Annotated in this window: 15 protein-coding genes; 7 read left to right on the top strand and 8 right to left on the bottom strand. The window is 70.8% G+C overall.

Going from position 1 to position 21,146, the window contains the following annotated elements:
- Position 1 precedes the first annotated feature (1 nt).
- From ACFWCH_RS13770 to ACFWCH_RS13760, 3 genes are read left to right on the top strand one after another with little or no spacing between them, the layout of a single operon-like run.
- A complete protein-coding gene (locus tag ACFWCH_RS13770; protein WP_378803672.1) occupies positions 2-1,702 on the top strand; it encodes a long-chain-fatty-acid--CoA ligase in 1,701 nt (566 codons plus the stop codon).
- Between the two features lie 46 nt (positions 1,703-1,748).
- On the top strand, positions 1,749-3,602 hold the full coding sequence (locus tag ACFWCH_RS13765; RefSeq protein WP_378803671.1) for a DEAD/DEAH box helicase: 1,854 nt from the start codon (positions 1,749-1,751) through the stop codon (positions 3,600-3,602).
- A 2-nt stretch (positions 3,603-3,604) separates the two neighbouring features.
- Entirely contained in the window at positions 3,605-4,066 is a 462-nt protein-coding gene (locus tag ACFWCH_RS13760; RefSeq protein ID WP_378803670.1) for a GNAT family N-acetyltransferase, read from the top strand.
- Between the two features lie 15 nt (positions 4,067-4,081).
- On the opposite strand, the gene ligA is transcribed toward ACFWCH_RS13760, so the two are convergent.
- Genes ligA through ACFWCH_RS13745 form a run of 3 tightly spaced genes read right to left on the bottom strand, consistent with a single transcriptional unit; the run spans position 4,082 to position 8,718 of the window.
- Complete coding sequence (gene ligA, locus ACFWCH_RS13755; RefSeq protein WP_378803669.1) at positions 4,082-6,397, bottom strand: NAD-dependent DNA ligase LigA; 2,316 nt, start codon at positions 6,395-6,397, stop codon at positions 4,082-4,084.
- Between the two features lie 38 nt (positions 6,398-6,435).
- A complete protein-coding gene (gene mnmA, locus ACFWCH_RS13750) occupies positions 6,436-7,533 on the bottom strand; it encodes a tRNA 2-thiouridine(34) synthase MnmA (protein ID WP_136031836.1) in 1,098 nt (365 codons plus the stop codon).
- 9 nt (positions 7,534-7,542) lie between these two features.
- Complete coding sequence (locus ACFWCH_RS13745; RefSeq protein WP_378803668.1) at positions 7,543-8,718, bottom strand: cysteine desulfurase family protein; 1,176 nt, start codon at positions 8,716-8,718, stop codon at positions 7,543-7,545.
- 104 nt (positions 8,719-8,822) lie between these two features.
- Between ACFWCH_RS13745 and glgX the strand changes: the two genes are divergently transcribed.
- The 3 genes from glgX to glgB all read left to right on the top strand — a co-directional run bounded on the left by glgX (position 8,823) and on the right by glgB (position 15,236).
- Positions 8,823-10,895, top strand: a complete 2,073-nt coding sequence (glgX, locus tag ACFWCH_RS13740; RefSeq protein WP_378803667.1) for a glycogen debranching protein GlgX — start codon at positions 8,823-8,825, stop codon at positions 10,893-10,895.
- 64 nt (positions 10,896-10,959) lie between these two features.
- Complete coding sequence (locus ACFWCH_RS13735; protein ID WP_378803666.1) at positions 10,960-13,032, top strand: maltotransferase domain-containing protein; 2,073 nt, start codon at positions 10,960-10,962, stop codon at positions 13,030-13,032.
- The gene (gene glgB / locus ACFWCH_RS13730) at positions 13,029-15,236 is read left to right on the top strand and encodes a 1,4-alpha-glucan branching protein GlgB (protein ID WP_136037392.1); all 2,208 of its coding nucleotides are present in this window, start codon (positions 13,029-13,031) and stop codon (positions 15,234-15,236) included. Before ACFWCH_RS13735 ends, glgB begins: the two co-directional genes overlap by 4 nt.
- A gap of 51 nt (positions 15,237-15,287) precedes the next feature.
- Here the strand turns inward: glgB and ACFWCH_RS13725 are convergent, their stop codons facing one another.
- Positions 15,288-16,223: a tetratricopeptide repeat protein gene (locus ACFWCH_RS13725; RefSeq protein WP_378803665.1), complete on the bottom strand. Its 936-nt coding sequence runs from the start codon at positions 16,221-16,223 to the stop codon at positions 15,288-15,290.
- The gene (locus tag ACFWCH_RS13720; protein WP_378803664.1) at positions 16,220-18,181 is read right to left on the bottom strand and encodes a glycosyl transferase; all 1,962 of its coding nucleotides are present in this window, start codon (positions 18,179-18,181) and stop codon (positions 16,220-16,222) included. Before ACFWCH_RS13720 ends, ACFWCH_RS13725 begins: the two co-directional genes overlap by 4 nt.
- Positions 18,182-18,358: 177 nt before the next feature.
- Here ACFWCH_RS13720 and ACFWCH_RS13715 point away from each other — a divergent pair, with 177 nt between their 5' ends.
- Positions 18,359-19,420 carry an AI-2E family transporter gene (locus ACFWCH_RS13715; protein ID WP_136031823.1) on the top strand — a complete coding sequence of 354 codons (1,062 nt, stop codon included), beginning with the start codon at positions 18,359-18,361 and terminating at the stop codon, positions 19,418-19,420.
- Positions 19,421-19,447: 27 nt separating this feature from the next.
- On the opposite strand, the gene ACFWCH_RS13710 is transcribed toward ACFWCH_RS13715, so the two are convergent.
- Genes ACFWCH_RS13710 through ACFWCH_RS13700 form a run of 3 tightly spaced genes read right to left on the bottom strand, consistent with a single transcriptional unit; the run spans position 19,448 to position 21,138 of the window.
- Complete coding sequence (locus ACFWCH_RS13710; RefSeq protein ID WP_168442836.1) at positions 19,448-20,170, bottom strand: alpha/beta hydrolase; 723 nt, start codon at positions 20,168-20,170, stop codon at positions 19,448-19,450.
- Positions 20,167-20,454 carry a hypothetical protein gene (locus ACFWCH_RS13705; RefSeq protein ID WP_136031821.1) on the bottom strand — a complete coding sequence of 96 codons (288 nt, stop codon included), beginning with the start codon at positions 20,452-20,454 and terminating at the stop codon, positions 20,167-20,169. Before ACFWCH_RS13705 ends, ACFWCH_RS13710 begins: the two co-directional genes overlap by 4 nt.
- 9 nt (positions 20,455-20,463) lie before the next feature.
- Entirely contained in the window at positions 20,464-21,138 is a 675-nt protein-coding gene (locus ACFWCH_RS13700; RefSeq protein WP_136031819.1) for a transglycosylase SLT domain-containing protein, read from the bottom strand.
- Positions 21,139-21,146 lie beyond the last annotated feature (8 nt).

Raw genomic sequence — 21,146 nt, 5'->3', positions numbered from 1 at the left:
CGTGAGCACGTTCCAGCCTCCTCGCCCGTGGATCGCCAGCTACGCCGACGGCGTCCCCGAGGATCTCGCCCCCGTCACCGGTTCCCTCGTCGACATCGTCGCCGCGTCCGCCCGCGACTACCCCGACGCTCCCGCGCTGCAGTTCTTCGGCCGCGAGACCACGTACGCCCGACTGCAGGACGCGATCGACCGGGCCGCCACCGGACTCCGCGACCTCGGCGTGCGTGCGGGCGACCCGGTCGCGATCGTGCTGCCGAACTGCCCACAGCACATCATCGCCTTCTACGCCGTGCTGCGTCTGGGCGCCGTCGTCGTCGAGCACAACCCGCTCTACACGCCGCGCGAGCTGCGGAAGCAGTTCGAGGATCACGGCGCCAAGCACGCGATCGTGTGGAACAAGGTCGTCGCCACCGTGCAGGACTTCCCCGCCGACCTCGCCGTGACGAACCTCGTCTCCGTCGACGTGACGCGCGCGATGCCCGCCCTCACCCGCTTCGCTCTGCGGCTGCCCGTCGCGAAGGCGCGCGAGTCCAGGGCAGCGCTGACCGAGCGCGTGCGCGGAACCGTGGTGTGGGACTCGCTCGTGGCCTCCGACCCGCTTCCGGCGTCGCATCCGAGACCGAACACGGACGACCTCGCGATCATCCAGTACACCTCGGGCACCACCGGAACTCCGAAGGGCGCCGCGCTGACGCACCGCAACCTGCTGGCGAACGCGGCGCAGGCGCAGGCATGGGTGCCGTCGATCCAGCGCGGCAAGGGCTGCGTGGTGTACGCCGTGCTGCCGATGTTCCACGCCTACGGGCTGACGCTGTGCCTCACGTTCGCGATGTCGATGGGGGCGCGGCTCGTGCTGTTCCCCAAGTTCGACCCCGACCTCGTGCTCGATGTCGCAAAGAAGCACCCCGCGACCTTCCTCCCGCTCGTGCCCCCGATCGCCGACCGGCTGCTCGCGGCCGCGCAGGCGAAGGGCGTCTCCCTGGACGGCATCGAGGTCGCGATCTCCGGGGCGATGGCCCTGCCGCACGAGCTGGTCGTCCCCTTCGAGGCCGCGACCCACGGTTACCTCGTCGAGGGCTACGGGCTGAGCGAGTGCTCGCCCGTGCTGATGGCGAACCCCGTGGCCGACAACCGCGTGCCGGGCACCGTCGGCCTCCCCCTCCCCGGAACGGAGTGCCGCGTGGTCGACCCCGAGGACCCGACGCAGGACGTACCGGCGGGGTCGGCGGGCGAGCTCGTCGTCCGCGGCCCGCAGGTGTTCTCCGGCTACTACGGCAAGCCGGAGGAGACCGACGCCGTGTTCGTCGACGGCTGGTACCGCACGGGAGACATCGTCACGATCGACGAGGCCGGCTTCGTCCGCATCGTCGACCGCATCAAGGAGCTGATCATCACCGGCGGCTTCAACGTCGCCCCCACCGAGGTCGAGAACGCGCTGCGGCAGCACCCGTCGGTCGTGGACGCCGCCGTCGTCGGACTGCCCAGCGAGCACTCGGGCGAGGAGGTCGTCGCCGCGATCGTCGTCGACGGAGGAGCCGACGTCGACGTCGAAGCGATCCGCGCGTACGCCCGCAGCATCCTCACCCCGTACAAGGTGCCGCGCCGCGTGTTCGTGGTCGACGAGCTGCCGAAGTCGCTCATCGGCAAGGTCCTGCGCCGCCAGGTCAAGGAGAAGCTGCTCGCGCTCACCACCGGCGCCTGAGCCGTCTGCACAGGTGGTGGCGGCCGGCGCGCGCTACCCTTGGGAAGTGACCCCTGAAGACGCAGTGCCCACCGACGCCCCCGACGAGTCCCCCGCAACCCCCGGATTCGAGGAGCTCGGCATCACCGGGCCCGTCCTCAAGGCCATCCGAGACCTCGGCTACGAGACCCCCTCCCCGATCCAGGCCGCGACGATCCCGACCCTGCTGTCGGGCCGCGACGTGGTGGGCATGGCGCAGACCGGTACCGGCAAGACCGCGGCCTTCGCGCTCCCCGTGCTGGAGCGCCTCGACACCGCACAGAAGACCCCGCAGGCCCTCGTGCTCGCCCCCACGCGCGAGCTCGCGCTGCAGGTGTGCGAGGCGTTCGAGTCGTACGCCTCACGCATGAAGGGCGTCCACGTGCTGCCCGTGTACGGCGGTCAGGGGTACGGCGTGCAGCTGTCGGCGCTGCGCCGCGGTGTGCACGTGGTCGTCGGAACCCCCGGTCGCATCATGGACCACCTCGCCAAGGGCACGCTCGACCTCTCGGAGCTGCAGTACCTGGTGCTCGACGAGGCGGACGAGATGCTGAAGATGGGCTTCGCGGAGGATGTCGAGCAGATCCTCGCCCAGACGCCGGAGGAGAAGCAGGTCGCGCTGTTCTCCGCCACGATGCCCGCCCAGATCCGGCGCCTCGCGCAGCAGTACCTCCGCGACCCGGAGGAGATCACGGTCAAGTCCAAGACCGCGACCAACACGAACATCACCCAGCGGTACCTCGTGGTGTCGTACGCGCAGAAGGTGGACGCCCTCACGCGCATCCTCGAGGTGGAGAACTTCGACGGGATGATCGTCTTCGTCCGCACCAAGAACGAGACCGAGACGCTCGCGGAGAAGCTCCGCGCTCGCGGCTACTCCGCCGCCGCGATCAACGGCGACGTGCCGCAGGTGCAGCGCGAGCGCAGTGTCAACCAGCTCAAGGACGGCAAGCTCGACATCCTGGTCGCGACCGACGTCGCCGCGCGCGGTCTCGACGTGGAGCGCATCAGCCACGTCATCAACTTCGACATCCCCACCGACACCGAGTCGTACGTGCACCGCATCGGCCGGACCGGGCGCGCCGGGCGGACCGGGGACGCGATCAGCTTCATCACCCCACGCGAGCGCTACCTGCTGAAGCACATCGAGAAGGCCACGCGGCAGACGCCGACGCAGATGCAGCTGCCGACCACGGAGGACGTCAACACCACGCGCCTCGCGCGCTTCGACGACGCCATCACGACCGCGCTGTCCGAGACCGCCCGCATCGACGCGTTCCGCGACATCATCGCCCACTACGTGCGCCACCACGACGTGCCGGAGAGCGATGTCGCCGCGGCTCTCGCCGTGGTCGCGCAGGGTGAGCGTCCACTCCTCCTCGACCCCGCGGACGACCCGCTCGCCCGAGCTGTCGCCGCCGACAACCGTCCTCCGCGTGAGCGCGCACCGCGCGACGCGCGGGAGACGCGTGAGCCCAGGGAACGCCGGGGCCGTGGAGACTATGCGGCGTACCGCATCGAGGTCGGACGACGGCACCGCGTGGAGCCGCGGCAGATCGTCGGCGCGCTCGCGAACGAGGGCGGCCTCGGTCGCGACGACTTCGGCGCCATCAACATCCGCCCCGACTTCTCGATCGTGGAACTGCCGGCCAACCTCGACCCCGCCGTCCTCGAGAAGCTCCGCGACACCCGCATCTCCGGGCGGCTGATCGAGATCGCGCCCGACCGTGGCCCCGGGGCACGCCGGGGAGCTGCGCGCGACCGCGGGAACGACGACAGCGCGGGCCGCGGCTACCGCGGTGACCGCCATGACCGTGACGATCGCGGACCCCGCGGTCCCCGCGAGGACAAGCCGTTCCGGAAGCCCCGTCACAAGAGCTGATCGTGCGTATCGACCGTGCGGACCGCCGAGACGTCGCGGGGCTCGCGCTGCTCAAGTGGCAGGACGTGCCGGACGAGCTGACGGCGGGACGGTCGTTCGACGAGTTCACGGCGGAGCTCGCCGCCTGGTGGAGCCTCCACGAGGACACGCACTCGGCGTTCGTAGCGAGGGCGGACCCAGGCGACCCCGTCGGGGTCGCCTGGGTCGCGATGCTCCCCCGGGTGCCGCGCCCCGGGGCCGCGGACCGGGTCTCGGCCGACGTGCAGAGCGTGTTCGTGCTGCCGGAGCACCGCGGGCGCGGGACCGGGCGAGCACTGGTCGCGGCGGCGTGCGCTCACGCGGTGTCCCTCGGCGCAGGACGCGTCACCGTGCACTCGAGCGAGGAGGCCGTGACGCTGTACCGCGGGCTCGGCTTCGCCGACTCCCCTCGGCTGCTGCAGTTCCTGCCTCCCACGGACACCTGACCCGCGGGCACCCGTTCAGCCGAGGGCGTCGGGTCCCTCGGTCACCAGCAGGTGGAACTGTGCAGCGTCGAGGATGCGGATGCCCAGTTCCTCGGCCTTCGCGAGCTTGGAGCCGGCGCCCGGACCTGCCGCGACGAAGTCGGTCTTCTTCGACACGCTCGAAGCGGCCTTGCCCCCCGCCTTGATGATCGCCTCCTGCGCTCCCTCGCGCGTGTAGCCGTCGAGCGAACCCGTCGCGACGACCGTGAGCCCGTCGAGCACTCCGCCCTCGGCGACCGCAGCCCCGGGCCCCGCGTGCCCCGGCGTCGCCCACTGCACCCCCGCCTCGCTCCAGCGCCGCACGATCTCCTGGTGCCAGTCGACCTCGAACCATGCGAGCAGCGAGTCGGCGATGATCCCGCCGACGCCCTCGACCGCGGCGAGCTCCTCCCGGGAGGCCGCCCGGATCGCGTCCAGCGAACCGAACCACTGCGCGAGGGCTCGAGCCGCCACCGGGCCCACGTGACGGATGTTCAGCGCGACGAGGAGTCGCCACAGGTCTTTCGTCTTGGCCTTCTCGAGCTCGGCGAGGAGCGTGAGCGCCTGCGAGGAGGGCTGGGGGCCCTCGCGCCCCGCCTTCCTCTCGGCCGCCGTCGGGTTCCGGCGGAACGGCGCCCTCGTCTTCACCAGGCCGTCCTCGTCCTCACGCGGCAGCCCGGTCTCGGCATCCCGGACCACGACCTCGATCGGCACGAGCTGGTCGAGCGTCAGCGCGAACAGCCCGGCCTCCGTCTCCAGCGGCGGCACGGCGGGTGACGTCGGCTGCGTGAGGGCCGCGGCCGTGACCTCGCCCAGCGCCTCGACGTCGAGCGCGCCGCGCGACCCGATGTGCTCGACACGCCCGCGAACCTGTGCGGGACACGAGCGCGCGTTCGGGCAGCGCAGGTCGATGTCGCCCTCTTTCATCGGCCGCAGCGGTGTTCCGCACTCCGGACAGTCGGCAGGCATCACGAACTCGCGCTCGGTGCCGTCCCGCTTCTCCACGACCGGCCCGAGCACCTCGGGGATCACGTCACCCGCCTTGCGCAGCACCACGGTGTCGCCGATGAGCACGCCCTTGGCCTTCACGACGTCCTTATTGTGCAGCGTGGCCTGACGCACGACCGACCCCGCGACGTGCGCGGGCGCCATCACCGCGAACGGGGTCGCCCGGCCCGTGCGTCCGACCGACACCACGATGTCGAGGAGCGTCGTCTGCACCTCCTCCGGCGGGTACTTGTAGGCGATCGCCCACCGGGGTGCCCGGCTGGTCGCGCCGAGCTCGTCATGCAGCTCCAGCTCGTCGACCTTCACCACGATCCCGTCGAGCTCGTGCTCGATGTCGTGCCGGTGCTCGCCGTAGTACTCCACGAAGTCGACGACCTCATCGATGCTGCGGCACACCCGCGTGTGCGGGCTCGTCGGCAGGCCCCATTCAGCCAGCAGGTCGTACACCTGGCTCTGCGCGGCCACCGGCGGCTGTGCCCAGGCGCCGATGCCGTGCACGTACAGCGCGAGCGACTCGATCCGCAGGAGCCCCGCCTCCAGTTCGAGCCCGTCCTTCTTGTCGATCTGCTGGCGCAGACCACCGCTGGCGGCGTTGCGCGGATTCGCGAACGCGGGGAACCGACGTGCCGCAGCCGTGCGCGCCTTCTCCTCGTCGAACGGCTTCTTCACGCCGCCGCGTGCCTCCCACCGGGCGAGCGCGTCGGCGTAGGCGCGCTCGCGGAAGGCGGCCTGCGCGGCGTTGAGCCGTTCGAACGCCGCGACCGGGATGAACACCTCGCCGCGGACCTCGACGATCGGCGGATGCCCCTCACCACGCAGTCGCTGCGGGATCTCCGGCAGACGGAGCGCGTTCTCCGTCACGATCTCGCCCACCCGGCCGTCACCGCGTGTGGCGGCGGAGGTGAGCATCCCGTTCTCGTAGCGGAGGTTGATCGCGAGCCCATCGATCTTGAGCTCGGTGAGCCAGTCGACGTCACGACCGGCCGCCGCGCGGGTTTTGGCCGCCCACTCCCGCAGCTCGTCGACGGAGAACACGTTGTCGAGGCTGAGCATGCGCTCGGCGTGCTCGATCGTGGCGAGACCGGTGGCCTCCGCCGCTCCCACCATCTGCGTCGGCGAGTCCTGGCCCTGCAGTTCGGGGTGCAGGCGCTCCAGCTCTTCCAGACGCCGCATCCACCCGTCGTAGGTTGCGTCGTCGACGAGCGAGGTGTCGCGTCCGTAGTAGGCGTCTTTGGCCTCGAGGATGCGGGTCGTCAGCTCCTCGGCCTCGATCCGAGCGTCTTCCAGTGAGATGTTCTCCGCCACCTGCTCAGTCTAGGAGCGGCCGCCGACATCCGCCGGGATCAGACGCCGACCGGAACCGCCGAGACCGTGGTGTCGATCGTGAACTGGCCCAGCACGCGCGTGCCGACGTACAACACCGCGGTCTGCCCCGGTGCGACGCCGTCGAGCGGAACCTCCGGAGCCACACGGACGCCGTCCGCGGTCACGGTGGCCGTGGCGGGAACGGGGTCGGCGTGCGCTCGGATCTGCACGTCGCATGCGAAGGACGACTCCACGGGCGCCGCGCCGGCCCAGCTGAACCGCTCCCCCGCGATCTCGGCGATCGCGAGCGCCTCCTTCGGCCCGACGACCACGGTGTTGGACACCGGCCGGACCTCCAGCACGAACCGGGGCTTGCCGTCCGCGGCCGGCACCCCGAGCTTGAGCCCTCGCCGCTGCCCCACCGTGAAGGCGTGCGCGCCCTCGTGCTCGCCGACCACCGCGCCGCTGCGGTCGACGATCTCCCCGGTCTCCGCACCGACCTTCTCCGCCAGCCACCCGCGCGTGTCGCCGTCCGGGATGAAGCAGATGTCGTGGCTGTCGGGCTTCTGGGCGACGGTCAGGCCCCTGGCTGCCGCCTCAGCGCGCACGACCGCTTTGGAGGGCGTCGTGCCGAGCGGGAAGTAGGTGTGCGCGAGCTGCTCGGCAGTGAGCACACCGAGCACGTACGACTGGTCCTTGGCGTTGTCGGATGCCCGGTGCAGCTCCCGGCCGTCCGGCCCCTCGATCAGGGTGGCGTAGTGCCCCGTGCAGACGGCGTCGAAGCCCAGCTCGATCGCCCGTTCCAGGAGCGCGGCGAACTTGATCTTCTCGTTGCAGCGCATACAGGGGTTCGGGGTGCGCCCGGCGCGGTACTCGGCGATGAAGTCGTCGATCACGTCGTCACGGAACCGCTCCGAGAAGTCCCACACGTAGAAGGGGATCCCGAGCAGGTCGGCGGCGCGGCGCGCGTCGAGCGCGTCCTCGATCGTGCAGCAGCCGCGGCTGCCCGTGCGCAGCGTCCCGCCCGCGCGGGACAGGGCGAGGTGCACGCCGACGACGTCATGCCCGGCCTCGACCGCCCTCGCCGCGGCGACGGCGGAGTCGACGCCGCCGCTCATCGCCGCAAGGATCCGCATGGGTCCAGTCTACGAGCGCGCGGCTGAGCCGGCGCCGGACGCACGCGCATACGCGTCCGCGATCACCGACAGCACGGCGTCCACGTCATCATCGCGGGAGGTGCGCCCCAGAGAGAAGCGCAGCACGCTGCGGGCGTCTCGCTCCGACCGGCCCATCGCCATCACCACGTGGGAGGGCTCCGCGACCCCCGCCTGACAGGCCGAGCCGGTGGACACCGATACCCCGGCGACGTCGAGGAGGAAGAGCAGGCTCTCCCCCACGGCCCCCGGGAACAGCAGCTGCGCATTGCCCGGCAACCGCACGTGCGGGTCGCCCAGGAGCTCGGCGGCGGGCACCCGCGCGCGAACGCCCTCGACGAGGCGGTCACGCAGAGCACGCAGCCGCCGCGCCTCCTCCTCGCGCTCGCTCTCGGCGAGCTCGACCGCGGTGGCCAGCGCCGCCGCGCCCGCCACGTCCTGCGTGCCCGCCCGGAGTCCCCGCTGCTGTCCACCGCCGCGCAGCAGCGGAGCGAGACGAGCCGACCGGGCGACCAGCAGTGCGCCGGTCCCGACCGGAGCACCCACCTTGTGGCCCGCGATGCTCAGCGCGACGAGCCCGCCATGACCCTCCGCCGACCCGCGCAGGCCCCGGAAGGAGAGCGGCACGTGGCCCAGGGCCGCGACCGCGTCGAGGTGCAACGGCACGCGGTTGTCGGCCGCGGCCGCAGCGAGGGCGGCCACATCGTTGATCGTGCCGGCCTCGTTGTTGGCGACCAGAGCCGTCGCGAGCGCGGCACCCGGAAGCGCGGCGGCGAAGCGGGGGTCATCGATGCGCGCCTCCGGCGACACCGGGACCGCGCGGACCTCCGCGCCCTCCTCGGCGAGAGCCGCGACGGTGTCCATCGTGGCGTGATGCTCCCCGTCGGGCAGCACGATCGCGGTGGTGCCCGCGTCCCGTGCGCGCCAGAGCCCCTGCACGGCGAGGTTGATCGACTCCGTGCCCCCCGAGGTGAACACGACCTCGATCGGGTCGGCGCGGAGCACCGCGGCGAGCCGCTCCCTCGACTCCTCCAGCAGGCGCCGCGCGTCCTGTCCGGCGCCGTGCGTCGACGAGGCGTTGCCCACGACGGTCGCCGCCTCGAGCCAGGCGTCGCGGGCCTCCGCGCGCAGAGGCGTGGTCGCCGCGTGGTCGAGGTAGTGCCGCATACCTCGATTCTCCCCCGTTCCCCGGTCGTGCGGACACGGTCGTGCCTCGGGGACCGGGTCCGCGCCGACATGAGACTGAAATGCAACACGCCTAGGGTGTATTCATGCCTGTCTCCCGCGTCCCCGTCGTCCCCGGCGGATCGGCCCTCGACGATCTCGGCGTCCGCCTGCACGACGGCGGCGGCATCCTGCGGGTCTGGTCGGGCAACGCCTCGTCGATGGAGCTGGTCGTCTTCGACGCCACCGACCTCGACTGGGTCACGGACCAGGCCGCGCTCGAGCGGCGGCCGGGCGGCGTGTGGGAGGTCACGTCTGCCCTGCTCCAGCCAGGAACCCGGTACGCGGTCCGCGTGGGAGGGCCGCACGGCCCCGGCAACACGTTCAACCCCGAGACGCTGCTGCTCGACCCGTACGCGAAGGGCCTCGCCCAGGGACACGGCTACCAGGAGTGGCGGTCGGTGGTCATCGTCGACGGCTTCGACTGGGGGAACACGAGCAAGCCGCGCATCCCGCTCGATCGCACCGTGATCTACGAGGGCCATCTCAAGGGCATGACCAAGCGCCACCCCGAGGTGCCGCCCGCGCTGCACGGCACGTACGCGGGTCTCGCACACCCCGCGATGATCGAGCACTTCCACGCGCTCGGCATCACCTCCGTCGAGCTCTTGCCCGTGCACGCCTTCGTGCCGGAGCCGCGCCTGCTCGAGCGCGGCCTCACCAACTACTGGGGCTACAACACCCTCAACTACTTCACGCCTCACGCCGCGTACGCCACCGAGGACGCCCGCAAGCGCGGACCGGAGGCGATCATCGCCGAGTTCAAGGGCATGGTGAAGCTGCTCCACGAGGCCGGGCTCGAGGTCATCCTCGACGTCGTCTACAACCACACCTCGGAGGAGGGCATCGGCGGCCCGCGCTCGAGCCTGCGCGGGATCGACAATGCGAGCTACTACCGGCAGGACGGGAACGGCGTCTACATCGACACCACCGGGTGCGGCAACACGCTGGACACCAGCACCGACGCCGGCGCCCGCCTCGTCCTGGACTCGCTGCGGTACTGGGCGGAGGAGATGCAGATCGACGGTTTCCGCTTCGACCTCGCGACCGCGATCGCCCGAGACGCCGCCCACACATACAACCCGGAGCATCCGCTGCTGCGGGCGATCGCCGCCGACCCCGTGCTCGCCGACACCAAGCTCATCGCCGAGCCGTGGGACGTGGGGCTGGGCGGCTGGCAGACGGGCAACTTCCCCACGGGGTGGCACGAGTGGAACGACCGCTACCGCGACCGGGTGCGGAACTTCTGGCTGAGCGACATCGACTACGCCCGTCGCGCCTCCGCCCCGGTGGGCATCGGCGGCTTCGCCACGCGCCTCGCGGGCTCCTCCAACACCTTCAGCGAGGAGCGCGGTCCGCTCGCCAGCATCAACTTCATCACGGCGCACGACGGCTTCACGCTCCACGACCTCGTCTCGTACGACGTCAAACACAACGAGGCGAACGGCGAGAACAACCGCGACGGCGCCGACACCAACCGCGCCTTCAACCACGGCGTCGAGGGCCCCACTGACGATCCTGCGATCCTCGCTGCCCGCCGGAAGGCCATGCGCAACCTCCTGGGCACGGTCCTGCTGTCCGCGGGCATCCCCATGCTCACCGCCGGCGATGAGGTCGGGCGCACTCAGCGCGGGAACAACAACGCCTACGCCCAGGATTCTCCCCTCACGTGGCTCGGATGGGAGCTGGAGCCGTGGCAGGAGGATCTGCGGGCGCACGTCACGCGGCTCATCCGGCTGCGACAGGAGAATCCCGCTCTGCGCCCCAGCCGCTACGCCCGGCTCGGCGAGCACATCCCGAACGCGTCGGTCATGGACTGGTACGACCAGAACGGCGAGACGATGGAACCGGGGCAGTGGAACGATCCCGGCAACCGCACGCTGCAGTACGTCGCCGCCTCCACGCCCGACACCGAGGCGGCGAACCGCATCCTCCTGATCGTGCACGGCACGGAGGCGCCGATCGACGTGCGACTGCCGCTGGAGATCGACGGCGCGAACCGGTTCGTCTCGCTCTGGTCGAGTGCCGACGAGCACCCCTCCGCGCACGCGGAGGTCTTCGAGCCCGGCGACGTCCTGTCCGTTCCCGGCACCTCGATGCGCCTGTTCCGCGTCGAGTGATAGCACGGTTCTGCGCCCGGGTCGAGCGGTAGGCTCCGGCACACCGGAGCGGTAGATTCGCACTGTGACTGCACGTGCTGGTACCCGGCCCCCGGCTCTCCGGAGCCCCGCTCAGATCCCGCCGCGCGAGTTCGACGGCGCAGACCTCCCCGGCGAGCTGCGCACGACGCGGATCCCGCTCCTCGACGGCTCGCCCTCGGTCCCGGGCGGCTTTCCCGCGAAGGCGTTCGCCGGCGAGGTCGTGCCGTTCCGGGTGGTGTCGTTCCGGGAAGGGCACGACCTCATCGGCGTGCACGTGCGCCTCACCGCCCCCACCGGAGAGCGGAGCCTGCACCGCCTGACCGCGCTCGCGGACGGCACCGACACGTGGATGGTCTCGATCGCGCTGGACCTGGAGGGTCCGTGGCGGTATCGCTTCGAGGCCTTCTCCGACGACTACGCCACCTGGGCGCATGCCGCACGGCTCAAGCTCGCCGCCGGCGTCGATGTCCCGGTCGTGGCCGCACTCGGCGCCGAGCTGCTGGCCAGGGCTGCCGCCGAGAAGGACCGGCCAGCGGCCCAGCGTCGCCGCCTGCGCGAGGGCGCCGAGGCGCTGCGCACGGGAGACGCCGCGATCGCCGCCTCCCTCGCGGCAGACCCGGAGCTCGCGGTCGTCTTCGCCGAGCGTCCCCTGATGTCGCTGCGCTCCGCCTCTGCGGACCAGCACCTCCACGTCGATCGCACGCGAGCAGGGGTGGGTGCCTGGTACGAGTTCTTCCCCCGCTCGGAGGGGGCGCGGCGGCTGAAGGACGGCTCGGTGCGGAGCGGCACCTTCCGGACGGCTGCGAAGCGGCTCCCCGACGTGGCGGCCATGGGGTTCGACGTGATCTACCTCGTGCCCATCCACCCCATCGGCTCGACCAACCGCAAGGGACGCAACAACACGCTGGTGGCCGAGCCGGGCGACCCCGGATCCCCGTATGCGATCGGTGCGGCCGAGGGCGGGCACGACGCCATCCATCCCGACCTCGGTAGCGCCCAGGACTTCCGGGCCTTCGTCCGGGCTGCTGAGAAGGAAGGGCTCGAGGTCGCGCTCGACCTCGCGTTGCAGGCGTCCCCCGACCACCCGTGGGTCCGCGAGCATCCGGAGTGGTTCACGACCCTGCCGGACGGCACGATCGCCTACGCGGAGAACCCGCCCAAGAAGTACCAGGACATCTATCCGCTCAACTTCGACAACGACCCCGAGGGCATCGCCGCGGAGATGCTGCGGGTCGTGCAGCACTGGGTGGCACAGGGCGTGCGCATCTTCCGGGTGGACAACCCGCACACGAAGCCGCTCCGGTTCTGGGAGTGGCTCATCCGCACCGTGAACGAGAGCGATCCGGGGGTCGTGTTCCTCGCGGAGGCCTTCACCCGTCCCGCCGTCATGCGGGCGCTCGCTGCGGTGGGTTTCCAGCAGAGCTACAGCTACTTCACCTGGCGCAACACCAAGGCGGAGCTGGAGGAGTTCCTCACCAGCATCTCCCACGACACCGCGGACTACATGCGACCGAATCTGTTCGTGAACACGCACGACATCCTCACCGAGTACCTCCAGTTCGGCGGCCGGGCGGCCTACCGCATCCGGGCCTGCATCGCGGCCACCGCGGGGCCGGTGTACGGGGTGTATGCGGGATACGAGCTCTTCGAGAACGTGGCGCGTCCCGGCTCGGAGGAGAACATCGACAACGAGAAGTACGAGTACAAGTTCCGCGACTGGCGCGGTGCCGAGGAGCGCGGTGAGTCCCTCGCCCCGCTGCTGCGTCGGCTCAACGCGATCCGCGCCGAGCATCCGGCGCTGAGGCAGCTGCGGAACCTGGAGACCCACTGGAGCGACGACGACGCCGTCCTGGTCTACAGCAAGCACCTCGATGCGGCGTTCACCGGCACCGGACAGGCAGACACGATCATCGTGGTCGCGAACGTCGACCCGCACTCGGTCAGGGAGACCACGGTCCACCTCGACACGACCCGCTGGGGTGTCCCCCCGGGCGAACCGTTCGAGGTCGAGGATCTGCTGACCGGCAGTGTCTGGACCTGGAGCGACCACAACTACGTGCGGCTCGACGCCTTCGCCGAGCCGGTGCACATCCTGAAGGTGAGGGAGAGAGCATGAGCTTTGCCGAAGAAGCGATCGCATCCGCCGAGTGGGTCGCCGTCGCCGAGGGACAGCACCACGATCCGCACGCCGTGCTGGGAACCCATCCCGCCGAGGACGCCGCGGGGCGGACGGTCACGATCATCCGCGCCCGCCGCCCGCTGGCCTCCTCCGTCGCCGCCGTGTTCGCCGACGGCACCCGGCTCGAGCTCTCGCACGTGACCCACGGGCTGTGGGAGGGCCGTCACCCCGGGCCGCCCGTCCCCTATCGACTGGCGACGCGCTACCGCGACGTGGACGACGAAGCGATCACCGGCGACCCGTACCGTCACTCCCCCGCGCTCGGCGAGCTCGACCTGCACCTCATCGCGGAGGGACGGCACGAGCGGCTCTGGGAGGTGCTGGGAGCGCATCCCACCACGCACGACGGCGAGGCGGGTGTCGCGTTCGCGGTCTGGGCGCCGAACGCCAGCGCCGTACGCGTGGTCGGAGACCACAACGGGTGGAACGGCGAGACGCACGCCATGCGGTCGATGGGCGTGAGCGGCGTCTGGGAGCTGTTCATCCCCGACCTGCCGCTCGGCACCCGGTACAAGTACCAGATCCGCACCCGCGCCGGTGCGTGGATCCTCAAGGCCGACCCGATGGCGCTCGCCGCGCAGCTGCCGCCGGAGACCGCGTCGGTCGTCACCGCCTCGACCTATGCGTGGCAGGACGGCGCGTGGATGACCCGGCGCGCCGCGACCCACGCGGTCGCGCAGCCGCTCTCGGTCTACGAGGTGCACCTGGGCTCCTGGCGGGGCGGCCTCGGCTACCGTGAGGTCGCCGATCCCCTCATCGAGCACGTGCAGCAGACGGGGTTCACCCACGTGGAGTTCCTCCCGCTCGCCGAGCACCCGTTCGGCGGCTCCTGGGGCTACCAGGTCAGCGGGTACTACGCGCCGACGAGCCGCTACGGCACGCCGGACGATCTGCGCTACCTCATCGACCGCTTGCACCAGGCGGGCATCGGCGTGATCCTCGACTGGGTCCCCGGCCACTTCCCGAAGGATGAGTTCGCGCTCGCCCGCTTCGACGGCCAGCCCCTCTACGAGCACCCCGATCCCCGCCGCGGCGAGCATCAGGACTGGGGCACGCTCATCTTCGACTACGGTCGCCCCGAGGTCCGCGGCTTCCTCGTCGCGAACGCCCTCTACTGGCTGGAGGAGTTCCACGTGGACGGGCTGCGCGTCGACGCGGTCGCCTCGATGCTGTACCTCGACTACTCGCGCCGCGACGGCGAGTGGGAGCCCAACGTCCACGGGGGTCGCGAGAACCTCGAGGCGATCCGGTTCCTCCAGGAGGTGAACGCCACCGCCTACCGCCTGCACCCCGGGATCCTCATGATCGCGGAGGAGTCGACGAGCTTCCCCGGCGTCACCGCGCCCACGGATCACGCGGGACTCGGGTTCGGGTTCAAGTGGAACATGGGCTGGATGAACGACTCGCTGCAGTACATCGCCCGCGACCCGATGTATCGCGCGCACCATGAGGGCGAGATGACGTTCTCGTTCGTCTACGCCTTCGGAGAGAACTACGTGCTGCCAATCAGTCACGACGAAGTGGTGCACGGGAAGGGCAGCCTGCTCGCGAAGATGCCCGGCGACCACACGCACAAGCTCGCCAACGTCCGCGCCTACCTGGCCTACATGTGGGGACACCCGGGCAAGAAGCTGCTGTTCATGGGCCAGGAGTTCGGGCAGCTCGCCGAGTGGTCGGAGGGGCGGGAACTCGACTGGTGGCTGCGCGAGCAGCCCTCGCACGCCCAGCTGCAGGACTTCGTCGGCGCGCTCAACGGCGTGTACCGCGCCCAGGCGCCGCTGTGGGAGCGGGACAGCGACGGATCGTCGTTCACGCGACTCGGCGCCCCCAGCTGGGACCCCTCCGTGATCGCTTTCGAGCGCCGCGACGCCCACGGCGGGCGGCTGGTGGTCGTGAGCAACTTCGCCGGGGTCGAGCGCACCGGTTACCGACTCGCACTCCCCCGCGAGGGCGTGTGGCAGGAGGTGCTCAACTCGGACGCCGCGGAGTACGGAGGACACGGATCGGGCAACCTCGGCATGGTGGTCGCCGTGCGCGACGACAGCGGCACCGCGACGGCGGCGATCACGCTCCCCGCGCTGTCGACCCTCTGGCTGCGTTACCAGCCCGAGCCGCACGTCCCCACCGTCAACAACGGCTGAGCTGCGCCGGCCGCGCCCCGCGAGGACGACCTCGCCCGGGGCGCGGACGCCTCAGAACAGCAGCGAGGACAGCCGGTTGCGCGCCGACACGACGCGCGGGTCGGCGGGGCCGATGAGGCCGAACAGCTCCACGAGCCGCTCGCGCACCGGCGCCCGCTGGTCCGACGGGAGCTGAGCGAACAGATCGAGGAGCCGCGCGAACGCGTCGTCCACGTGCCCTCCGGCGAGGTCGAGATCCGCCACGTCGAACTGCGCCTGCACGTCGAGCGGTCCGGCGGCGGCCGCGGCCCGCGCCTCCTGCAGATCGAGGCCCTGCACGCGGTGGAGCAGGCGCACCTGCCCGAGCCCGGCGATGGCGTCTTCATCGCGCGGGTTCTCGGCCAGCGCCTTCTCATATGCGCGGATGGCGGCGGCGAAGTCGCCCGCCTCGATCGCGGCGTACGCCTCGGCGTGGAGCGGGGGCAGCTCGGGCTCGACCGGCTCGGGCGCATCCGCTACAGCATCGCCCGAGATCGAGAGCGTCCCGGACACGCCGTTCTGCGCCGCTACCTGGAGCAGCTGGGCGAACACCTCGCGCACCTGCTGCTCCGGCACGGCACCCGTGAACATCGGCACCGGCTGCCCGGCGATCAGCGCGACCACCATCGGGATCGACTGCGCGCGGAAGCTCTGGGCGAGCTGCGGGTTCGCGTCCACGTCCACCTTCGCCAGCAGCACGCGACCGCCCAGCTCGCGGGTGACCTTCTCGATGATCGGGCTCAGCTGCTTGCACGGCCCGCACCACTCGGCCCACAGGTCGACCACGACCGGGACGGTGCGGGAGATCTCCAGGACTTCGCCGAAGGTCTCGTCCGTCGCATCGACGACCACATCGGTGATGCCCTGGCCCTGCGTCGCGGGGCCGCCCCCGGAGGACGGGGTGGGGCGGTTGCGGAGACTCGAGAGGTCGACGGCGCCACGCAGCGCCGCGGGAGAGATGTCGGTCACTTGATCACCTTCACGGAGAGCAGGTCCTGGGTGGAGGCCAGGAGCTTGATCGGCTCGCTCGAACCCTGCGAGGGGACGGCGAAGAACAACTGACTCAGGTACGTCGTCTCGACACCCGTCGACGACTCGGTCACGCCCGTGAGCGCCTTGGCCTGCTCGTTGTTGCCGAAACGGATGACGACGTCGGAGTTGACCGGGGTGATGGTCTCGACGTCGAGCACCGAGACGGCGACGATCGCGCCGCTGTCGAGGGTGGTCATGGAGACCGGCTCGGCGGTCGTGGGCGCCGCCTTGAACGCCGTCTTCGATGTCTCGGCGGCATTGGCATCCACGAGCCCCTGCACCACGGTCTGCCGCCCATCACGGATCGACTGGGCGACCGCCAGCGAGAGATCGTCGAACTGGCCGTAGTACTGGCTCTTCTCCACGTTGTCGACCACGTCGGAGAACGCCGTGGCCACCTGGTCGGGCGGCAGCGTCAGGAACGCGGAGTCGGCCGGCACCATGGAAGTGCCGAGCCAGCTCGCCGCGACCTCCGGGAACTGTGCGTCGGCGGCCATCTGGGCCAGGTTGGTCACCTTGTAGTTCGACCACGGGTCGTCCTGCGTCATCGTGAGCAGCACGGGCGGGACGGTGTCGTCGTCGGCGCTCTGCGAGAGCATGAGAACGGTGCGCGGCCAGCGGTCCGTGGCCTCGGGCAGCACGACCCGCACGTCGTCGGTGGGGATGGCGACGGGAGGCGCGTCGTTGGTGACCTTCGCGCGGATGGCGTAGTCGGCGACGCGCTCCTCGAGCGCGGGGCCGACGAGGCGGGTGGCCGCGAGGTCGGCGTCGAGGGTGCTGTCGGCCTCGGCGACCGTGTCGGCCAGGCTCTTCAGGATGCGCTTCGCCTGGGCCTCGGTGACCGCCGGCGGCTTCTGGTTCTCGGGGGCGATGACGGTCGGCGACGGCGAGGGCGTGGCGGAGGCGTCGCCCAGCTGCGGCCAGGAGTCGGCCGAGCACCCGGCGGCCAGGAGCGCGGTGAGCCCCAGGGCGGGCAGGACCAGCATCCGACGGCGGCGCGTCGCTCCGGCGGCGCGCAGGGAGGACTTCCCCTCCGGCTCTGTGCGAGGCGTCGGCTCGTCCTCCACCACCTCGGCGTCCTCGACACCGGGGTCGGACGTCGGCTTCGCGTCGGCCGCATCGAGAGCCGCGCGCTCGCCCGCGGGCAGTGCGGCGACCTCGATCGGCTCCGTCATCGGGAGCGGCCCGGGGCCTTTCCGGCGCGGCCCACGTCCGCGGCGCTGGTGGCGGATCGCGAGGATGTAGAGCACGAGGCCGATCACGAGCACGATCCCACCCGCGACCATCAACGGTCCGGCGAGCGGGGTGCTGTTGTCGAGGGGCCAGGAGACCACGATGTCGTCCGGAGCGTCTTTCGTGCCGTCGTAGGCGATGAGCACGCTCGTGCCCTCCGGGAGCTGCATGTTGTCGGCCGTGAGCAGGTTCTCCTCGCTGAAGGAGTCCAGCCACAGGTCGGAGCCGACCGGGTCGCGACCTGCGGGCTCCTCGGTCTCGGCGTCGGTGGCCGGCGTCTCTTCGGGTGCCGGCGTCGCTCCCGTCTCGTCGCCGGGCTCCGTCGTCTCCTCCTCAGCGGGAGCCGAGACGTGCTCCACCACGAACTCACCGTCGTCACCGACCGAGACGTGGTTGTAGTCGGAGTCGGCCAGCCAGGCCTGCATGTCGGCGGTCCGGCCGTAACTGGCGAAGATCTCGCCCTCGCCGCTCACCACGAGTTTCTGCGAGCCCGGGTTGGTCCGCAGCACGTCGCCGTCCATCAGCACGAACGGCGCGGGCTCCTCGATCGAGACGCGCTCCTGCTGGTTCGATGGGCCCATGAAGACGGTCCGCTGAGCGATACCCGCGCCGATCAGCACGGCAGCCAGCACGAAGGCCACCACGGCCCATACGAAACGCACGAATAGTCTCCTCACGCATCGCGAATACCCGCCCGCGACGCCACACTCGACATTTCAGACTAGCGAAGTCACCTGTGTGTTGCCCACGAGCAGTTCCCGTGGGCAACGGACGGCACGTCGTCGCGGCACCGTGCTCCGGGCTCGATAGCCTTGCTGCAGCCGTCTCGAGGAGCACCGATGAAGATCCACAATCCGTTCCGCACCGCCCTCGTGGCGACGCTCGGCGTGGGACTCGGGATCCTGCTGATCAGCAGCGTGCAGACCCTCTCGACCGTGCTGCTCTACATCGGGACGGCGCTCTTCCTGAGTCTGGGCCTCGATCCGCTCGTCTCGTTCCTCGAGCGACGGCGACTCCCCCGGTGGCTCGCCGTGCTCGTCACGATCCTCGCGGTCCTTGCGGTCTTCGTCGGGATCATCCTGATCGTGCTGCCGGTGCTCGTCGACCAGATCTCGCAGTTGATCGCGCAGATCACCACGATCGTCCAGCGCGGCACCGCGATCGACGACCTGAAGGACTGGATCCAGGAGACGTTCCCGAACCTTCTCGTCGACGACGTCTTCAACTACATCGAGGACTGGCTGACCACGAACCTGGCGGAGATCGGGGGGTCGATCGGACAGGGAGTGCTGATCGCCAGCGGCGCCGTGCTGAGCGGCGTGTTCGGGGCCTTCATCGTGCTGATCCTCACGATCTACCTCACGGCGTCGACCCCGTCGCTCAAGCGAGCCGTGTACCAGTTGGTGCCGTCGTCGAAGCGCGACCGGTTCATCGACCTGTCCGAGCAGATCACCGATTCGGTCGGCTACTACGTCATGGGCCAGGTGTCCCAGGGCGTCATCAACGGCGTGCTCAGCGCGATCTACCTGACGATCATCGAGGCGCCGTTCCCCGCCGTCCTCGCAGTCATCGCGTTCTTCTTCTCCCTGATCCCGCTGGTGGGCACACTCACCGGTTCCACGATCATCGTGCTGGTCTGCCTGATCCCCGGGCTCGGCTCCCCCGCCACCGCGCTGGCCGCGGGGATTTACTACCTGATCTACATGCAGATCGAGGCGTACGTCATCTCCCCGCGCATCATGAGCCGCGCGGTCTCCGTCCCCGGCGCGGTCGTCGTCGTCGCCGCGCTCGCCGGCGGCAGCCTGTTGGGTCTGCTCGGGGCGCTCATCGCCATCCCCGTCGCGGCGAGCATCCTGATCATCTACCGCCAGGTGCTGATCCCGCGCATGAACGACCTCTGACGCGTCGTCCGACGCGCCGCGCGACGGTCAGGAGTCGTCAGACCAGTGCGTCGGCAGTGGGAGCGCCGACGGGTTCACAGCAGCGACCACCTCGGTGAGCACGCGTCGCGTCTGCGTCTCCCCCACCCAGAGGTGCTTACCGCCCTCCACGGGGATCAGACGCGCGTGCGGGATCGAGGCGAAGCGCTTCTCGGCCTCGGCCGGCCGCAGATAGTCGTCGAACTCCGGAACCAGGACCACGACCTCACGATCGGCTTCCGCCCAGGCGGCGACCTCTTCGTCCGTCGCGCGGTGCAGCGGCGGCGACAGCAGGATGATGCCCTCGATCGCGTGGTCGCGGCCGTACTTCAGCGCCAGCTCCGTGCCGAACGACCAGCCCAGCAGCCAGGGGCGCGGCAGCGCGCGAGCGTGCACGAACTCCATGGCCGCGGCGACGTCGAACTGCTCCAGAGCCCCGCCGTCGAACGCACCATCGCTCGTGCCGCGCGGAGACGTGGTGCCACGGGTGTTGAAGCGCAGGACCGCGAGATCGGCGAGGGCGGGCAGACGAGCCGCCGCCTTCCGCAGGATGTGCGAGTCCATGAATCCGCCGGCCGTGGGAAGCGGATGCAGCGTGACGAGCGTCGCGACCGGCTCGCTCTCCGCGGGCAGGGCGAGCTCCCCGACCAGGGTCAGGCCGTCCGCCGTCGTCAGCTCGATGTCCTCGCGGCGCGCCGGCAACTGCAGCGGTCCCCGGATCTCGATGGTCATGCGATCCTCCAACAGTGGTTGTGCCAATGCCGGCGGTCGGCGAGGGCGGCAGCCTCCCCCAGAACCCCGTCCGCCCGCCAGGCGACGACGTGCGCGGTACCGGGCTCGATCACCCGTCCGCACCCCGGGCAGACGTACTCCTTCAGCGCCTGCACCGCGGAGACGGGCTGAACGGTCCACTCGACACCGCGACGGATCTCCGTGCGCTTCCACCCCGCCAGCAGGCGATCGAGCGACGCGTCGGGGTCAGGGCGCGCCGGAGGGCGTCGACGTGAGCGGGGCATGGTGCCTGCTCACCACCAGTGGTTGGTGGTCCAGAAGTTGTACGCGCCCGCCCAGCTGCCGTAGCGACCCGTGGCGTAGCCGGTGGCCCAGCGCAGGTTGTCGACCGGGTTGTAGCCGTTTCCGGGCACCTTGCTGCACGGCAGCGCCTGCACGAGACCGCAGGCACCGGACGACTTGTTCGTCGCGTTGGGGTTCCAGCCGCTCTCGCGCGACACGATGTAGTCGACGTACTGCCAGTCGCTCTGAGCGATGCCCGCCGCAGCCATCCACTCGGCCGGCGCACCGCCACCGCTGTACGGCGGGAGCGATCCGCCGCCGGAGGGCTTGCCCTTCGATCCGCTCGTCGCGGTCGGGGCGGGCGGCGGGGGCGGCGGCTTCGGCTTGACGTAGATCTCGAACGTGCCACGGGCGAGCGGAGTGATCTCGGCGCCCTTCACCGTCACCGTCAGGTCCTGCGTGTCGGCGAGGGCAGCGGCGTAGACCGACTCCGGCGACTCCTGCGGGGCGGGCTCTGCGAGAGCGACGCCGGTCGGTGCGACCATCGCGGCGGCCAATCCGACGACAGCCAGCCCGCTGAAGGCACCGGCGACGCCACGACGTCGCGTCCACCGGCGGGCTCCTCGGGACACCGACGTCGCGGTCGCGGCAGGCACCGGCGACGCAGCGGTTCGATCGAGGTTCATGTCGTTTC

The organism is Microbacterium sp. NPDC060132 (assembly GCF_042729675.1).
Classification (GTDB): Bacteria; Actinomycetota; Actinomycetes; order Actinomycetales; family Microbacteriaceae; genus Microbacterium; species Microbacterium sufflavum.
Note: the sequence above shows the minus strand (reverse complement) of the source record. Positions and strands in the feature narration are given on the sequence as shown.